This window comes from Burkholderia sp. MSMB2157WGS, from assembly GCF_001532755.1.
GTDB lineage: Bacteria > Pseudomonadota > Gammaproteobacteria > Burkholderiales > Burkholderiaceae > Burkholderia.
The window spans coordinates 798596-814723 of the sequence record NZ_LPJG01000030.1; the positions used below are offsets into that span (position 1 = coordinate 798596).

The 16128-nt window shown below is 68.0% G+C and carries 16 protein-coding genes; 7 read left to right on the forward strand and 9 right to left on the reverse strand.

Annotated elements, in window-relative coordinates:
* Positions 1-139: 139 nt before the first annotated feature.
* The gene (locus tag WT53_RS33615) at positions 140-376 is read left to right on the forward strand and encodes a hypothetical protein (protein WP_156447898.1); all 237 of its coding nucleotides are present in this window, start codon (positions 140-142) and stop codon (positions 374-376) included.
* A 24-nt stretch (positions 377-400) separates the two neighbouring features.
* Here WT53_RS33615 and WT53_RS22075 read toward each other — a convergent pair whose 3' ends face one another.
* Positions 401-808 carry a type II toxin-antitoxin system VapC family toxin gene (locus tag WT53_RS22075; protein ID WP_034205091.1) on the reverse strand — a complete coding sequence of 136 codons (408 nt, stop codon included), beginning with the start codon at positions 806-808 and terminating at the stop codon, positions 401-403.
* Positions 805-1047 (reverse strand): antitoxin, encoded by a 243-nt coding sequence (locus WT53_RS22080; RefSeq protein ID WP_027782744.1) that lies wholly within the window; start codon positions 1045-1047, stop codon positions 805-807. Before WT53_RS22080 ends, WT53_RS22075 begins: the two co-directional genes overlap by 4 nt.
* 257 nt (positions 1048-1304) lie before the next feature.
* Here WT53_RS22080 and WT53_RS22085 point away from each other — a divergent pair, with 257 nt between their 5' ends.
* A complete protein-coding gene (locus WT53_RS22085; protein WP_034205092.1) occupies positions 1305-1994 on the forward strand; it encodes an alpha/beta hydrolase in 690 nt (229 codons plus the stop codon).
* Positions 1995-2051: 57 nt separating this feature from the next.
* Here WT53_RS22085 and WT53_RS22090 read toward each other — a convergent pair whose 3' ends face one another.
* Positions 2052-3557: an amino acid permease gene (locus WT53_RS22090; RefSeq protein ID WP_034205093.1), complete on the reverse strand. Its 1506-nt coding sequence runs from the start codon at positions 3555-3557 to the stop codon at positions 2052-2054.
* A 103-nt stretch (positions 3558-3660) separates the two neighbouring features.
* Positions 3661-5067, reverse strand: a complete 1407-nt coding sequence (gene aspA, locus WT53_RS22095; protein ID WP_034205094.1) for an aspartate ammonia-lyase — start codon at positions 5065-5067, stop codon at positions 3661-3663.
* 141 nt (positions 5068-5208) lie between these two features.
* Here aspA and WT53_RS22100 point away from each other — a divergent pair, with 141 nt between their 5' ends.
* Positions 5209-6183, forward strand: a complete 975-nt coding sequence (locus WT53_RS22100) for a LysR family transcriptional regulator (RefSeq protein ID WP_034205095.1) — start codon at positions 5209-5211, stop codon at positions 6181-6183.
* A gap of 57 nt (positions 6184-6240) precedes the next feature.
* Here WT53_RS22100 and WT53_RS22105 read toward each other — a convergent pair whose 3' ends face one another.
* From WT53_RS22105 to WT53_RS22120, 4 genes are all read right to left on the reverse strand, one after another.
* The gene (locus WT53_RS22105) at positions 6241-7302 is read right to left on the reverse strand and encodes an asparaginase (protein WP_034205096.1); all 1062 of its coding nucleotides are present in this window, start codon (positions 7300-7302) and stop codon (positions 6241-6243) included.
* 220 nt (positions 7303-7522) lie between these two features.
* Positions 7523-8545, reverse strand: coding sequence for a DUF2891 domain-containing protein (locus WT53_RS22110; protein WP_059837840.1), 1023 nt, complete (start codon positions 8543-8545; stop codon positions 7523-7525).
* Between the two features lie 19 nt (positions 8546-8564).
* On the reverse strand, positions 8565-9515 hold the full coding sequence (locus tag WT53_RS22115; protein WP_034205097.1) for a DUF979 domain-containing protein: 951 nt from the start codon (positions 9513-9515) through the stop codon (positions 8565-8567).
* Positions 9512-10201 (reverse strand): DUF969 domain-containing protein, encoded by a 690-nt coding sequence (locus tag WT53_RS22120; RefSeq protein WP_060261480.1) that lies wholly within the window; start codon positions 10199-10201, stop codon positions 9512-9514. The genes WT53_RS22115 and WT53_RS22120 overlap by 4 nt, the downstream gene beginning before the upstream one ends.
* 271 nt (positions 10202-10472) lie before the next feature.
* Between WT53_RS22120 and WT53_RS22125 the strand changes: the two genes are divergently transcribed.
* From WT53_RS22125 to WT53_RS22140, 4 genes are all read left to right on the forward strand, one after another.
* Positions 10473-10697: a hypothetical protein gene (locus WT53_RS22125; protein ID WP_027782734.1), complete on the forward strand. Its 225-nt coding sequence runs from the start codon at positions 10473-10475 to the stop codon at positions 10695-10697.
* Between the two features lie 310 nt (positions 10698-11007).
* Positions 11008-11142 carry a hypothetical protein gene (locus WT53_RS34200; protein ID WP_257127859.1) on the forward strand — a complete coding sequence of 45 codons (135 nt, stop codon included), beginning with the start codon at positions 11008-11010 and terminating at the stop codon, positions 11140-11142.
* A gap of 274 nt (positions 11143-11416) precedes the next feature.
* Positions 11417-12418 (forward strand): chemotaxis response regulator protein-glutamate methylesterase, encoded by a 1002-nt coding sequence (locus tag WT53_RS22135; RefSeq protein ID WP_060261485.1) that lies wholly within the window; start codon positions 11417-11419, stop codon positions 12416-12418.
* A gap of 76 nt (positions 12419-12494) precedes the next feature.
* Positions 12495-13547, forward strand: coding sequence for a PleD family two-component system response regulator (locus WT53_RS22140; RefSeq protein WP_059822686.1), 1053 nt, complete (start codon positions 12495-12497; stop codon positions 13545-13547).
* A 23-nt stretch (positions 13548-13570) separates the two neighbouring features.
* On the opposite strand, the gene WT53_RS22145 is transcribed toward WT53_RS22140, so the two are convergent.
* Positions 13571-15820, reverse strand: coding sequence for a bifunctional diguanylate cyclase/phosphodiesterase (locus WT53_RS22145; RefSeq protein ID WP_060261489.1), 2250 nt, complete (start codon positions 15818-15820; stop codon positions 13571-13573).
* Positions 15821-16128 lie beyond the last annotated feature (308 nt).

Sequence of the window (16128 nt, forward strand, 5' to 3'; positions counted from 1 at the left end):
AGTACAGCTCCCCGCAGCGATCCGGCTTCGATCGCCCTTTGGTCTATTGAAAGAATGTGAGCGCCGAATTATCGGGGATGGTGTATGACCGTCCGATGACTGAAAATCAATCGTTCATTGAGGAAAATGGAATGAATAATTGCGCGGGAAAAATCCTAAAGTTTTTTGCGGATTTGCCGTTAACTTCAAGCCGCTATACGCGGCGCGGCTGCGGCGCTCGATGCGTCGCCGTAATGGCGGATATTCATTGTTTTATTCATGCCCCGCAAAATCCGTTTTATTGAATGCCGGCAAAACGTTTGCGCATTATCGGCGAGCCGGTTTGTTTTGGTTTCTTTTTATGATCGATGCGGCGTTCGCCTCGCAGGTTCGTTGATGTCGCCCTTGCACGACCCGCCGCTCAGCCTTCGTTCGGTTCCGCGAGCCAGGCTTCGAATTGCAACCGCGGAACCCGCTCGAATCCGCGGACGTTGTGCGTGACGAGCACGAGATCCCGGGCACGCGCCTGCCCTGCGATCAACGCGTCGTAAGGACCGATCGGCGCGCCGGCCGCGATCAGATGTGCACGAATTTCGCCCGCATGCTGCGCATCCTCGGTGTCGAACGGTACGACCTCGAACTGAAGCGCGTCGACACGCGCGACGTTCGCTGCCGCTCGCCGGCTCTTGTACGCGCCGTAATAAAGCTCATGCGCGACGATCGCCGGGATCCCGAAATCGGCCGGCTGCCACGCATGCAGACGGGCCAGCATTGCCGGCTCGCCCTTGAGAATGGCGATCACCGCGTTGGTGTCCAGAAGGAACTTCATTCGAACACATCCAGGCCCGAACGTTCCTGAGCGGACGGCTGCGTGGTCGCGGCAGCCTCGAAATCGGCGTCGACCGGGCCGATCAGCGGTGTCAGCCATGCCCAGTCTTGCGGCACCGGTTCAAGAATGACGGACGCCCCATGGCGGCGGATGCGCACCTCGGCCGTATCGAAGCGGAAATCCTTCGGCAGCCGGACGGCCTGCGAGCCGCCATGCTTGAAGATCTTTGCCGTATCCATCTTCGCGCCCTCACGTATCTACAAAATGTATCTATTTTATCAACCGCACGTGAGAATGACGAGTCGTCCGATCGGACTACCGTCGAAGGGTTGCCGGGCCGTTGGTCCATACCTGGCGGCATGGCCTCGCGATTCGTTCCCGCAACGCACCGTGGCCCCATTCATTCCGGCCAGGAAACAATCAATCCCGCCCCGGCGATTCCCCTCCCGATCCGCCCGCTCTAGACTGTCGCATCGTTCCTTTTCGGACCCACGCAATGACCGACGTCCTGCCGCTGACCACCGATCCCGAATCCGGGCTGCAGTACCGGCTGCGCCCGGCCGCCGGCCGCCCCGCCGCGCGCCTGTTGCTGCTGCACGGCGTCGGCGGCAACGAAACCAACCTGCTGAACGTGGCCGACGCGATCGATCCGCGCATCGAAATCGCGTTCGTGCGCGGCCCGCTCACGTTCGGGCCGAATCAGCATGCATGGTTTCCGGTGCGTTTCGGCCCGAACGGCCCTGAAATCGATGCGGCGCGTGCCGACGCCAGCCGCGTGCAACTGATCGCGCTGCTGCACGCGCTCCGCGCGCGGGATGGCGCGGCCCCCGCGTCGGCAACCGTGATCGCCGGCTTCAGCCAGGGCGGCATCATGAGCGCGAGCGTCGGCCTCACGTCGCCGGGCGACGTGAGCGCGTTCGCCGTGCTGTGCGGGCGCATCCTGCCGGAAATCGATCCGCTGATCGCGCCGCGCGATGCGCTTCGCCCGCTGCACGCGTTGATCGTGCATGGCCGCTTCGACGACAAGCTGCCCGTCGCGTGGGCGGACAAGGCCGATGCGAAACTCGCCGCGCTCGGTGTCGCGCACGACACGCGGCTGTATGCGGCCGGACACGAGCTGACCGCGGAGATGGCCGGCGATTTCGGCCGATGGGTCGGCGAGCGCGCCGGCTTGAACCGGACTTGAACCGGACGCACCGCGGGCGCCGGCCCGCAACCGGACCGGCGCCTGCGGTGCATGGCATTACGCGTTCTGCGCAGGCTCGGCAACGGCGTGCGCCGATGCAGGCATCGCCGCCGCCTGCTCGCGCACGGCGCCGCGCTTCGCCAGCTTCCAGCCGACCGCCAGCGCGAGCACGACGACCGGAATCATCGCGACGGTCCACGTGCCGCCCGGATAATCGAACGCCATCAGCACCAGCACGCTGACCAGGAACCCGAGCGTGAGCCACGACGTGAAAGGCGCGCCGGGCATCCGGAACGACACCGGGCTCAGCTCGCCGCGATCGACCGCGCGACGGAACAGGATCTGGCACATCACGATGAAGCCCCAGGTCGTGATGATCCCGAGCGACGCCATGTTCAGCACGATCTCGAACGCCTGCGCCGGCACGATGTAGTTCAGCGGCACGCCGATCGCATTGACCGCGACCGTGACGAGGATGCCGCCATAGGGCACGCCGCGCGCGTTCATCCGCGACACGAAGCGCGGCGCGGAGCCGCCCATCGCGAGCGAGCGCAGCACGCGCCCGGTCGAATAGAGGCCGGAATTCAGGCTCGACAGCGCGGCGGTCAGCACCACGACGTTCATCACCGTGCCGACGTACGGCACGCCGAGCTTGCCGAAGAACGTCACGAACGGGCTTTCGTGCGCGCTGTACGCGGTCCACGGCAGCAGCATCGTCAGCAGCACGACCGAGCCGACGTAGAACAGCCCGATACGCCACATCACGCTGTTGATCGCCTTCGGCAACACCTTGCGCGCATCGGCGGTCTCGCCCGCCGCGACGCCGACGAGCTCGATGCTCGCGTAGGCGAACACCACGCCCTGCACGATCAGCACGGCCGGAAGGATGCCGTGCGGGAAGATCCCGCCGTGATCCGCGACGAGATGCAGCCCCGGCATCTGCCCGGCGACCGGGTGCCCGCTCGCGAGAAACACGGCGCCGACCGCGAGGAACAGCGCGAGCGTCCCGACCTTGACGATCGAGAACCAGAACTCCATCTCGCCGAACACCTTCACGCCGATCATGTTCATCACCGACACGATCCCGAGCGCGCCGAGCGCGAACACCCATTGCGGCACGTCGGTGAACACGGCCCAGTACTTCATGTAGATCGCGACCGCGGTGATGTCGACGATGCCGGTCGTCGCCCAGTTCAGGTAGTACATCCAGCCCGCGACGAACGACGCGCGTTCGCCCATGAACTCCCGTGCGTACGACACGAAGCTTCCGCTGGTCGGCCGGTGCATCACGAGCTCGCCGAGCGCGCGCATGATCAGGAACGCGAACACGCCGCACACGAGATACACGAGCGCCAACGCGGGCCCCGCACTCTGCAGGCGGCCGCCCGCGCCGAGGAACAGGCCGGTGCCGATCGCGCCGCCCATCGCGATCATCTGCACGTGGCGCGGCTTCAACTTCTGCTCATAGCCGGCTTCGTGCGACGCGAACATCGCATCGCGGTCGGCATGACGGGGATCCGCGCCGCCGGCCGTGTCGGCCGGGCGCTCGCTGGCGTGCTTCATGGTGTGTCTCCGTTTCTTGATGTATCGCGCCCGTCGACGGGCGCTGCGGGGAACGGCCACGCGCGGGCCGCCGGCGGCATCGGCCGGCGCCGCGCGGGCGGAATCAGTAGGCGCGCGGCCGGATCAGCGCTTCGGGCTGCAGCGCCTCGTCCAGTTGCGCGTCGGTCATCAACCCGTGAGCCAGCACGACTTCGCGGATCGACTTGCCGCTCTCGTGCGCTTCGGCGGCCACGGCGGTCGCGCGCTTGTAGCCGATGTACGGATTCAGCGCGGTGGCGAGCGCGACCGAGCGCTCCATCGTCTCGCGCAACCGCTCGGGATTCGCGGTGATGCCGCTCACGCATCGCTGCGCGAGCGTCGTGCACGCGGCCGTCAGGTGGCTGAAGCTGCGGAACAGCGCGCTGGCGATCACCGGTTCGAACGCGTTGAGCTGAAGCTGGCCGGCCTCGGCCGCGAAGGTGATGGTCACGTCGTTGCCGAACACCTCGAACGCGACCTGGTTGACGACTTCCGGGATCACCGGATTCACCTTGCCGGGCATGATCGACGAGCCGGCCTGCACCGGCGGCAGGTTGATCTCGCCAAAGCCCGCGCGCGGGCCGCTCGACAGCAGCCGCAGGTCGTTGCAGATCTTCGACAGCTTGACGGCGATCCGCTTGAGCACGCCCGACACCTGGACGAACGCGCCGCAATCCTGCGTCGCCTCGATCAGGTTCGGCGCGGTGCTCAGATCGAGCCCGGTGATCCGGCGCAGCGCGGCCAATGCCTTCTCCGCGTACTGCGGGTGCGCGGTGATGCCCGTGCCGATCGCGGTCGCGCCGAGGTTGATCTCGCGAATCAGCCAGCCGGCCTCCTGCAGCCGCGCGATGTCTTCCGTCAGCATGACCGCGTAGGTCGAGAATTCCTGGCCGAGCGTCATCGGCACCGCGTCCTGCAACTGGGTGCGGCCGAGCTTGAGCAAACCGGCGAACGCGTCGGCCCGCTCCGCGAACGCATCGCGCAGCCGCGCCATCGCTTCGAGCAGATGTTCGACCGCGAAGCACGTCGCGATCCGGATCGCGGTCGGATACACGTCGTTGGTGCTCTGCGCGAGATTGACGTGCTCGTTCGGATGCAGGTATTCGTACTGCCCGCGCGCGTGCCCCATGATTTCGAGCGCGCGGTTGCAGATCACCTCGTTCGCGTTCATGTTGGTCGACGTGCCGGCGCCGCCCTGGATGACGTCGACGACGAACTGGTCGTGCAGCCGCCCTTCGCGGATCTCGACGCAAGCGGCGGCGATCGCATCGCGGTACGGCCGCGGCAGCAGGCCCAGTTCGCAGTTGGCGTCGGCCGCCGCTTCCTTCACGGCCGCGAGCGCCATCACGAGGTACGGCAGCGACGCAATGGTGCGGCCCGAAATGTCGAAATTCTCTTTCGCGCGCAGCGTGTGGACGCCGTAATAGGCGGCGTCCGGAATACTTCGTTTGCCTAAAAGATCCGCTTCGACGCGGAAGCCGTTTTCGCTCATCGTGCCCTCCTGGATGTCTCGTGCCGCTCGTCGTTCGCCGCTTGCCGACGCGACGGGTTCGCATTCTATGCCTTTGCAAAAACAAGCTCCCTTCTGTATTATCGAAAGCGGTTTTGCGTGTGACGCAACAGCGAGAATCGAATGAAAAAAGGCGCGAGAGAAACCGGCATCGATCACCTCGGCGCGATGCGCGCGTTCGTGCGTGTGGTCGAAACGGGGAGTTTTTCGGCGGTCGCGAAGGAGATGCACGTGTCGACGTCGACGGTCGCGCGCAAGGTGACGGCGATCGAGGAGGCGCTCGGGGTCGCGCTGCTGCACCGCTCGACGCACAGCGTGACGCTCACCGAAGCCGGCCATATCTATCTGGAGCGCGCGGTCACGCTGATCGCCGATCTCGACGACACGCTGCGCGTCGTCGCCGAGCTGAACGCGCAGCCGAGCGGCCCGCTGAAGCTCACCGCGCCGGTCGCGTTCGGCCGCCGCCATCTCGCGCCGCTGATCGCGCCGTTTCTGGCGCGCTATCCGACGATCCAGCTCGACGTGCGGCTCACCGACAACCACAACGACCTCGTGGCCGGCGGCTTCGATCTCGACATCCACGAAGGCGAGAACTACCTGGACAACCTGGTCGTCCACCGGCTGTCGCGCAACGACAGCATCCTGTGCGCGACGCCCGGCTACCTCGACCGCTGCGGTCGCCCGGCGACGCCGGACGACCTGAAGCACCACAACTGCCTGCGCTACGTGCATCCGGAAGGCGATCCGCGCTGGGCGCTCGTGCGCGGCGACACGCAGCACAGCGTGCTGCCGGCCGGCAATCTCGTCACCGACCATTCGGAGCTGCTGCTGGAAGCGACCTGCGCGGGGCTTGGCATCGCGGAATTCGAGATCTGGCTGGTGCGCGACCTGCTCGCGAGCGGCCAGCTCGAAGCCGTGCTGCCGCGCTATCGGCTGCAGAACCGGCTGACCGGCGAGTTCATCTACATCGCGTATCTGGCGAACCGGCGCAGCTCGGCGAAGCTGCGCGTGCTGAAGGATTTTCTCGCGGAACACCTCGCGCACATCGGCGAGCTGTCGGAGCGGGAGCTGGCGAAGATTCGCGACGCACGCGCGTAGCGCACGCCGATGCGCGGCCCGGATCGTGGGCCGACGGCATCGGCGCGGCGGCCGCGTTCAGGCCGCCTGCAATTCGAACGGGAACGTCGCGTGGCCGAACTCGACGCCCTGCGTGTTGAGCATCGGCGGCCGGTGGAAACCGGCCAGTTGCGCGCGCTGCTCGGCCGTGCCGATCTGCAGCCGCTCGAGGATTTCGCTGACGACCATATAGAGCACGTCGAGATTGCCGTCCTCGATCTTCACCGAGATGCCGAGTGCGCCGTCCGCGCCGAGTTGCCGCGTGCGTTCGGACGCACGCACGCCGATCCCGTAGCACGCATCCGCGCCGAGCTTGCCGACCACCTGCCCGCCGAACGCGTTCATCAGCACCGTGCAATAGCGCCCGTCGCCTGCGACCAGTTCCGGATAGGCGGTCATCGCGCGGTGAATGCGCGCCAGTGCACGCACGCGATCGGTGAGCGCGCCGCCCGCTTCCACCGCGTCCGCGCCGTCGGCCAGCGACGCGTACAGGCGCGCCAGCCGATCCAGAGAGAACGCCGGCGTCGGCAGGTTGCAGCCGTCGATGCCCCAGTCGACTTCGTCGTCGCGCAGGCCGCACGCGTCGGCCACCGCGTGCTTCACGCGCACCTGCATCGGATGGTCGGGCAGATGGTAATCGGCGATCGCGGCGCCGATCGCGCGCGCACCCGCCAGCATCCCGACATGCTTGCCCGAACAGTTGCTGCAGACGCCGGTCGGCGTGTAGTCGCGCTTGATCCACGACCGGTAGACCGCGTCGGACAACGGCGGATGGCCGCCGCAGCGCAAATCCGATTCGTGCGCGTCGACCTTCTCGAGCATCGCGCGCGTGCGTTCGATGTGACGGTCCTCGCTGCTGTGCGACGCGCACATCAGCGCGATGTCCGCGTCGTCGAAGCCGAAACGTTCCGGCGCGCCCGTCTCGATCACCGACAGCGCCTGGGCCGGCTTGGCGGCCGACCGCGCGAGCGTCATCCGGAACGGATCGCCGAACCGGGCCAGCAGCCGGCCGCGTGCATCGACGATCGCCACGTGGGCGACGTGCGTGTTCTCGATCGCATTGCCGCGGTACGTGACGACCGCTGCGCGTGGGGTGTCCATCCTCTTCTGTCTCCTTGCTCGGGGGCCTGATGCCGGGGCCCGTCCAACCGGTACGGCAGTGTAGCGAGTCGTCGTCGCCGCGCGTCGGTCGTGCCGTGGAAAGCGGTGTTGCGCACGACGCAAAGCCGGTCGCTTCGCGCCGTGCATGCTGCACGGAGCGGCCCGCGCGGCGAGTATCGGCGGCGCGCCGAGTCCCTTCCCGCCGGCGCGGTTTCGCGCGCTACGCGTCCAGCGCGAGCAACGCGAACGTCGCGAGCCAGTGCTCGCCCATGTAGTCGCCGGCCACGTGCGCGAGTGCGCTCGCGAGATGCCGGTCGGCCGCGTCGAGCAGCTTCGCACGCCGTGCATCGTCTGCCGGCAGCGCACCGGCCAGCGAACGCTGGCACCACGCGCGGCTCAGGTTCAGCCCGTCGAGGTGCGCGATCTTGCCGTCGCTGCGGTCGCTGACGGTCGCCGGTTCGAACAGCGTCGCGGGCTCGCCGCGCGCGAGGTCGGGCAGGAAGCGCGCGAACCAGCCGTCGAATTCGGCGGCCGGCAGCACGCGCCGCATCAGTTCGGCCTCCATCAGCGCGGGCGACAGGAATTCGTCCCCCGACGGCTCCCACGCCTGGCATGCGACGTCGTTCAGGTGCCAGCGCTTCGCGGTATCGACGATCAGCGCGGCAAGCCCGTCGCGCTGCGTGTCGCGTGCGAAATCGAGCGCGAGCGCCAGCGCGAACGCGGTGTTGAAGTGCGTGCCGACACGCAGCGGATAGGTCGCCTTCGGCAGGAAAGTCTCGAAGCGCGACACGAACAGGTCGGCCAGCGGCGCCATCGTCTTCGCCCAGCGCGCGGCCTGCGGCAGCACGCCCTTCAGCGCGAGCCGCTCGAGCTGCGCGGCGAGCGCGAGCAGCCACGCCCAGCCGTACGGCCGCTCGAAGCCGGCGTTGTGCGGCCGCGCGAGATACGCGCGCTCGCCGGCGACGTTCGCGTCGGTGAAATGCGCGTCGACGGTCGCGACGATGCGTTCGGCTTCCGGCAATGCCGGGTAGCGTTCGAGCACGCGCAGCACGAGCCAGTAGCCGTGCACGCACGAATGCCAGTCGTAGCTGCCGTAGAAGATCGGGTGCAATGCGCGCGGCCCCTGCACGTCGTGCGGACCTTCGAGCGCATGCGTGAGCTTGTTCGGATATTCGCGGGTCAGATGCGCGAGCGCGAGCGACGCGAATTTCGACGCGAGTTCGGGAGTGAGTCGGTCGGTCATGAGGATCTCGTCCATCGAGTCAGAAGCGGAATACGAACGCGTACATCAGCAGCGTGTTCACGGCCAGCAGCAGCACGGCCGTCGGCCACTGCACCTTGATCACGCCGTTCTTGTCCTTCAGTTCGAGCAGCGCCGCGGGCACGATGTTGAAGTTCGCGGCCATCGGCGTCATCAGCGTACCGCAGAAGCCGCTCAGCATCCCGATCGCGCCCATGATCGCCGGGTTGCCGTGGAACTGATGGACGATCAGCGGCAGGCCGATGCCCGCCGTCATCACCGGGAACGCGGCGAAGCCGTTGCCCATGATCATCGTGAACAGCGCCATGCCGACCGTGTAGGCGGCGACCACCGCGAACGGCGAATCGATCGGCACCCATTCCTTCACGAGCCCCGACACCACCCCGCCGACGCCCGCGATCGCGAACAGCGCGCCGAGCGCCGCGAGCATTTGCGGCAGGATCGCGGCCCAGCCGACCGCATCCATCGTATGGCGCGCTTCCTTCAGCGCATGCACGGGGGAATCGCGCAGCATCGCGAGCGCGACGACGAACGCGACGATCGTGCCCAGCACGAGCGAGATCAGCGTCACGCTCTTCGGGTCGACGAACGGCACGAGTTTCAGCGCGAACGTGCCGATCAGCGTGACGACCGGAATCAGCAGCGCGGGCAGGAACAACCGGTTGCCGAAGCGTTGCGCGAGCGTCTCGCGCCGCACGGCCGCCGCTTCGCCGGCCTCGTCCGACCGGCCGCGGCCGAGCTTGCCCGAACCGGCGATCAGCGCAAGCGCGATCGCGAGGCAGCCCGTGACGAAATGCGGTAGCAGCGCGCCGAACAGGAACGTGACCGCGTAGATGGCCCAGAACGCGAAATTGACGACGCGCCGCGGGTTCGTGCGGTCCGTCAGGTTGAAGTACGCGAACGCGGCGAACATCAGCCCCGCGAGCGTGTACAGCGATTCGAGGCCGATCATCGCACGTCCTCCTGCTTCACCAAGCCGAAGCCGCGCGCGAGCCGGCGGTCGAGCAGCGCGAGGCGCGTGCAGTGAATCAGCAGCGCGGCGATCGCGGTCGGGATCGCCCACACCGACAGGTGCAGCGGCTCGATGGCGATGCCGTTCTGTTCGAGAAAGCCCTTGATCAGCAGGATCGACTGGATCGCGATGAAGATGTCCTCGCCGAAGAACACGGCGACGTTGTCGGCGCCCGACGCGTGCGCGCGGATCTGCTGGCGCACCGACTCGGGCAGCTCGCCGTGCCGGCTGACCGCGGCGGCCTCGGCCATCGGCGCGATCAGCGGCCGCACCATCTGCGCGTGGCCGCCGAGCGACGTGAGACCGAGTGCGGCCGTCGCCTGGCGCAGCACGAAATACAGCATCAGCACGCGGCCCGTGGTGGCCGCATGCACGCGCGAGATCATCCGCTTCGCCTGCTCCTTGAGCCCGTTGCGCTCGAGCAGCGCGATCACCGGCAGCGTGAGCCAGATCAGCCCCATGTAGCGGTTCTCGGCGAACGCCTTGCCGAACGCGCCGACGATGTCGACGAGATTCAGCCCGCCCGCCAGCCCCGTCGCGAGCCCCGCGATCGTGACCACCAGCAGCGCATTGAAGCGCAGCGCGAAGCCGATCACGACGATCGGCACCCCAATCAGCACCAGCATTTCTCCTCCGTGTGTCTGGACGCGCGGCACGTCGGCGACGCGCTGCCGGCCCGGTTTGCATCGGGCTCGGACGGCGAAATCTAACACGAGACTTTATCGATAAAAAGTCGACGATTTGCCGATTCGGGTAAACGTTGAAGCTGCCGGATACCGTGCGTGCGCCGTGTGTCGAGCGCATTTCATCGGACGAATCGGGTCGGCCCGCGCGCGTGGCGCGGCGCCGGGACGGCGACTACACTGAAAGGCATCGGCAACGTACGGGAGAGCCGCCATGATTGACGTATTCCAGACCATCGGCAGCCGCGCGTTCTCCGCTCATCTGGCGAAGGACGGGATGGTGACGCTGATGGAGCAACGCCATGAAGTCGACCGCGTGACGCTCGCGACCGCTTATGCGGCGCTCGTCGAGGAAGCCGAGCAGGAAGGCGACCTGCGCGACGCGACGGTCGAAGGGATGATGCGCGCGCTGATCCAGGGCTACGCGCGTAGCCATTGACGGTACGGCCGCGCGTGCGCGCCGCGGCCCGATGCCCTCGACGGCCCGGTACGGTACGGCTCGGTACGGCCCGCTACGCGGCCGGCGCGACCGCGCCCATGTCAAAACCTGCCCTCGCGCGGTTGCCGGTCGTCAGCCTGCGCGAGGCGCCTCGGCAAGTTGGCCGCCGCGCCTTGCCGGCGCGATCGGTTTCCGTCATGAAGGCTCGGCCTCGTCGCGGGCGGCACACGAGATCGGGTTGAAATGCCGCCCGCGCTGCGCATCGCGTTCGACCGGGCAAGCGCGGTCGATCGACGCATACCCGCTCTCGATGGAGATCCTCTACGGCAAACGGCCGTCGCGCCCGATCGCGACCGGTGCGAACGACGCGCGGCTGACGGCGAGCAGGGTTTCGGGCGCGCTCCTCGGGATCCCGTTTTCTTTTTTGTCGATGCCGGCACGGTAACATGCGGACTTTTGCGGCCTGTCCGGACAGGATCACTGGCCCGCTTGCAGGCAATGCGGCACAGTCATAGAGGAAACGCACTGAAACGGCATCATGCGTTCATTTTTCGATTGCCGCCGCCCGCGCTGCATGACAGCATTCGGGCGTCGTCAACCGAAAAGAATGCCGCGCCGTCCGGCCGCCGATGCCGCCCGGCAGCGAGCGCCGAACAGGCTGCCCCCTCCATGAACCCGGCCCACCTCCAACACTACGAACCGACCGGAGAATTCCGCTTGTGAACATCGGCATCGTCAACGACCTCCCGCTTGCCGTCGAGGCGATGCGCCGCGCGATCGCGCGACGGCCCGAGCACCGCGTGCTGTGGGTCGCGACCGACGGCCCGCAAGCCGTCGAACTGTGCGCCGCGCAGCCGCCCGACATCGTGCTGATGGATCTGATCATGCCGAAATTCGACGGGATCGAAGCGACGCGTCGGATCATGCGTTCCGAACGACCGTGCGCGATCCTGATCGTGACGAGCTGCATCGGCGCGAACGCGTGGCGCGTGTTCGAGGCGATGGGCGCCGGCGCGCTCGACGCGGTCGACACGCCGCGGCTCGGCGACGGCGCCGCTGGCGACACGACGAAACTCCTGCTCGCGAAGATCGACCAGATCGGCCGCCTGCTCGACGCGCCGGGCGGCACGCGCGTCGCCGGCGCGGCCGCGCGCGGCGGCGGCCCGCTGGTCGCGATCGGCGCATCGGCCGGCGGCCCCGGCGCGCTCGCGTCGATCCTCGGCAGCCTGCCGGCCGATTTCAATGCGCCGATCGTGATCGTGCAGCACGTCGATCGCGCGTTCGCCGAAGGCATGGCGCAATGGCTCGACGGTCAGACGCGGCTCACCGTGCGCGTCGCGCGCGAAGGCGACCGCCCGCAGCCGGGCGTCGCGCTGCTCGCCGCGACCGACGATCACCTGCGCATCACGCGCGCCGGCACGCTCGAATACACGCGGGAACCGGCCGCCACGCCGTATCGGCCGTCGGTCGACGTGTTCTTCAACAGCCTGACCGAGCACTGGCCCGGCCGCGTGATCGGCGTACTGCTCACGGGGATGGGACGCGACGGCGCGATCGGCCTGAAGGCGCTGCGGATGAAGGGCTACCATACGATCGCGCAGGACGAGGCGACGAGCGCGGTGTACGGCATGCCGAAGGCGGCCGCGACGCTCGGCGCGGCGCGTGCGATCCTGCCGCTCGGGCGCATCGCGGGCGAGCTGGCGGCGCTCGCGCGGCTCTGAACCCGACGATGACCGTGCGCAACACCCATGCCTGCCCCTGCAACGACCGCGACAACCGCAACGACCCGCATCGATCATGACGATTGACCTGACTCGCCCGCCGGGCGGCCCGACCGCGTCGCCCGCCGACGCGCCGGCGATGGTGTTGCTGGTCGACGACCAGACGATCGTCGCGGAGGCCGTGCGGCGCGCGCTCGTCGACGAGGAAGGCATCGACTTCCACTACTGCCCGCGCTCGGACGACGCGATGGCCACCGCGATCGAGACGCGCCCGACCGTGATCCTGCAGGACCTCGTGATGCCGGGCATCGACGGGCTGAGCCTCGTGCGGGCGTACCGCGCGAATCCGGCGACGCGCGACGTGCCGATCATCGTGCTGTCGACGCAGGAAGAGCCGGTGATCAAGAGCGCCGCGTTCGCGGCCGGCGCGAACGACTATCTGGTCAAGCTGCCCGATCGCATCGAACTCGTCGCGCGCATCCGCTACCACTCGCGCTCGTACATGAACCTGCTGCAGCGCGACGAAGCCTATCGCGCGTTGCGGCAGTCGCAACAGCAATTGCTCGAGGCCAATCTCGAACTGCGGCGCCTCACGCACTCCGACGGCCTGACCGGGCTGTCGAACCGGCGCTATCTCGACGAATACCTGGCCGCCGAGTGGCGGCGCGGCGCGCGCGAACGCAGCGAGCTGTCGCTGCTGATGATCGACGTCGACAACTTCAAGCTATACAACGACACGTACGGGCACGTGTCGGGCGACAACGTGCTCAAGCAGATCGCATCCACGATCGAGCGCTGCCTCGGGCAGTCGGGCGATCTCGCCGCGCGCTTCGGCGGCGAGGAATTCGCGGTCGTGATGCCGGCCACGTCGCCGGGCGCCGCACGGCTGCTCGGCGAGAAGATCCGGCTCGCGGTCGAAGCGCTGCGCCTGCGGCATGCGCACTCGTCGACGGGCAACCACACCGTGACGATCAGCATCGGCGGCGCGAGCATCGTGCCCACGCCCGGCCTGCCGACGACACTCCTGATCGAGGCGGCCGACCGCGCGCTCTATCGCGCGAAGCACGAAGGCAAGAACCGGGTCGAGATCGATCCGCCGCCGGGCGCCGGCGGGTTCGGCGCGCGTTAGCGCCAGCAGGACACCCGGCGCGCTCAGGCGGCGCCGAGCCGGCGCGCGTAGTCGTTCGCGTCCAGCGGGCGGCTGAACAGATAGCCTTGCTGCATGTCGCAGCCGATCTGCTGCAGGAACCACGACTGCGCCTGCGTCTCGACGCCTTCGGCCGTGACCTTCATCCCGAGCGAATGGGCCATCGCGACGACCGCCTGCGTGATCGCGACCGAGTCGTGATGATCGGGCACGCCCGACACGAACGAGCGGTCGACCTTCAGGTTGTGCAACGGAAAACGCTTCAGGTACGCGAGCGACGAATAACCGGTGCCGAAATCGTCGACCGAGATCCGCACGTTCATGTCCGTGAGCGCTTCGAGCATCGGCAGCACGGTGTCCGTGTCGTTCATCAGCACGCCTTCGGTGATCTCGAGTTCGAGCGCGGACGGATCGAGCCGCGTATGCGCGAGACAGCGGGCGACCGATTCGACGAGCCCTTCGTGAAACTGCCGCGGCGACAGGTTGACCGCCAGCATCAGGTCCGGCGCGATCGTGCGACGCCACTCGGCCGCCTGCCGGCACGCGGTTTCGAGCACCCACTGGCCGATCGCGACGATCAGCCCCGTGTCTTCCGCGACCGGAATGAATTCCGCCGGCGACATCGGCCCGAGCTCGGGGCTCGTCCAGCGCAGCAGCGCCTCGGCGCCGACCGTGCGGCCGCTGCGCGCATCGACGACGGGCTGATACGCGAGCCGCAGCATGTCCGACGCGAGCGCGCGCCGCAGCGACTGCTCGATCGCGAAGCGGCGCTGCAGCCGCAGGTTGAGCTGGGCGGTGAAGAACGTGAAGTGGTTGCGGCCGCGCTGCTTCGCGTCGTACATCGCCGAATCGGCGTTGCGCATCAGCGTCACGGCGTCGTCGCCGTCGCGCGGCGCGACGCTGATCCCGATCGATACGCCGAGCCAGTATTCGTTGTTCGCGATCGCGAACGGCTTCGCGATCGCGTCGATGACCTCGCGCGCGAGCACCGCGAGATGCTCGGGATCGTCGCAGTCGTCGACGAGGATCACGAACTCGTCGCCGCCGACGCGCGTGAGCGCGTAGCGGCCGTCCGCACAGGCCGCGAGCCGCGCCGCGACGCTGCGCAGCAGCGCGTCGCCCGCGTCGTGACCGGCCGTGTCGTTGACCTTCTTGAAGCCGACCAGATCGATGAACAGGATCGCGACGCGCGCGGGCCCGGCCGCCGCGTCGTGCACGCCGAACAGTTCGCGCATGCGGTCGCCGAGCCAGCGGCGGTTGTAGAGGCCCGTCAGCGCGTCGCGGGTCGCCATGTAGCGCAACTGCTGCTGCGCTTCGCGCACGGGGCCGATGTCGTTGAACGACACGAGCACCGAGTCGGCCTGCGTCTCGCCCGGCCTCACGATCGGCACCGCGTTGCCGCGCACCCAGATGATGTCGCCGTCCGCGAGGCCGAAGCCGACCGTGTAGCCGAGCTGAGGCGTGCCCGTCACGAGCGCGATCCGGCTCGGCCAGTCGTCCGGCGCGATCGGCGTGCCGTCTTCGCGCAGCTTGCGCAGGATCACCGTCGACAGCCGGCGCCCGACGAGTTCGCCCTTCACGCGCATCATCCGGTTCGCGCTCGGGTTGCTCGCGACCACGACGCCGTCGCGCGACACGACGAGTATTCCTTCGTTCAGGCTGTTGACGACGAGCCGGTGATGTTCCTCGCTGCGCGCAAGCTGCCGCGCGATCCGGTCCTGGTGCACCGCGAGGCCGACGCTGTTGCCGATATCGCGCAACAGCGCGGTTTCCTCGTCGCTCGGCAGGCACGGCCGGTGGTGATAGATGGCGAACGCGCCGAGCACGACGCCGGCCTCGTCGACGAACGGCACCGACCAGCACGCGCGCAAGCCCAGCGGCAATGCAATGGCGCGATAATCGGCCCACCGCGGATCGGTTTCGATGTCCTCGACGGCGACCATCCGGCGCTCGTACATCGCGGTGCCGCACGAGCCGGCCGCCGGCCCGATCGCCGCGCCGTCGATCGCCGCACTGTACTGCGCGGGCAGCGACGGCGCCGCGCCGACGCGCACGTGCACGCCGTCCGTATCGAGCAGCAGGATCGTGCACGACGCGCCGTCGCCGAGCAAAACCTCGGCACGCCGGCAAACTTCGGACAGCAGTTCCGGCAGCGGCGTGTTGCGCGTGATCAGTCTCAGCACGCTCTGCTCGGACGCGAGCACTTCCGCGGCGAGCCCGAAGCTGTAGCGAGAACTTTGCGGTTCGGTATTCAAGATGAATCCTGCCGTCTGTCCGACCGGGTCTGATGCGCCCGATTCGTTATCGATATTTCGTGCCCTGTCCCGCCTCGGGTTTACGCCGATGCACGGTGCGCCCCGTTTGCGCGCCGTGCCTGGGCGCGCCGAAATGTATTTAACACCAATCCGGCACAACCGGCGTGCCTGCTTGCATCAGGGGATACGCTCGGTTGCCGCGCGGCTCGCCGGCGGCCGCCGGTGCGACGAGAGAGTTGCTGCGCTGCACGAAGGCGCAGGCGCGCCGTCCGTCGATCCTTCCGGATGTGCTCGGCCACGCAGCCGCG

Bases quoted from the DNA above. Each gene is read 5' to 3' on its own strand.
- WT53_RS22075 (WP_034205091.1), bottom strand. From the start codon at position 808: ATGAAGTTCCTTCTGGACACCAACGCGGTGATCGCCATTCTCAAGGGC.
- WT53_RS22080 (WP_027782744.1), bottom strand. From the start codon at position 1,047: ATGGATACGGCAAAGATCTTCAAGCATGGCGGCTCGCAGGCCGTCCGG.
- WT53_RS22085 (WP_034205092.1), top strand. From the start codon at position 1,305: ATGACCGACGTCCTGCCGCTGACCACCGATCCCGAATCCGGGCTGCAG.
- WT53_RS22090 (WP_034205093.1), bottom strand. From the start codon at position 3,557: ATGAAGCACGCCAGCGAGCGCCCGGCCGACACGGCCGGCGGCGCGGAT.
- aspA (WP_034205094.1), bottom strand. From the start codon at position 5,067: ATGAGCGAAAACGGCTTCCGCGTCGAAGCGGATCTTTTAGGCAAACGA.
- WT53_RS22100 (WP_034205095.1), top strand. From the start codon at position 5,209: ATGAAAAAAGGCGCGAGAGAAACCGGCATCGATCACCTCGGCGCGATG.
- WT53_RS22105 (WP_034205096.1), bottom strand. From the start codon at position 7,302: ATGGACACCCCACGCGCAGCGGTCGTCACGTACCGCGGCAATGCGATC.
- WT53_RS22110 (WP_059837840.1), bottom strand. From the start codon at position 8,545: ATGACCGACCGACTCACTCCCGAACTCGCGTCGAAATTCGCGTCGCTC.
- WT53_RS22115 (WP_034205097.1), bottom strand. From the start codon at position 9,515: ATGATCGGCCTCGAATCGCTGTACACGCTCGCGGGGCTGATGTTCGCC.
- WT53_RS22120 (WP_060261480.1), bottom strand. From the start codon at position 10,201: ATGCTGGTGCTGATTGGGGTGCCGATCGTCGTGATCGGCTTCGCGCTG.
- WT53_RS22125 (WP_027782734.1), top strand. From the start codon at position 10,473: ATGATTGACGTATTCCAGACCATCGGCAGCCGCGCGTTCTCCGCTCAT.
- WT53_RS34200 (WP_257127859.1), top strand. From the start codon at position 11,008: ATGGAGATCCTCTACGGCAAACGGCCGTCGCGCCCGATCGCGACCGGT.
- WT53_RS22140 (WP_059822686.1), top strand. From the start codon at position 12,495: ATGACGATTGACCTGACTCGCCCGCCGGGCGGCCCGACCGCGTCGCCC.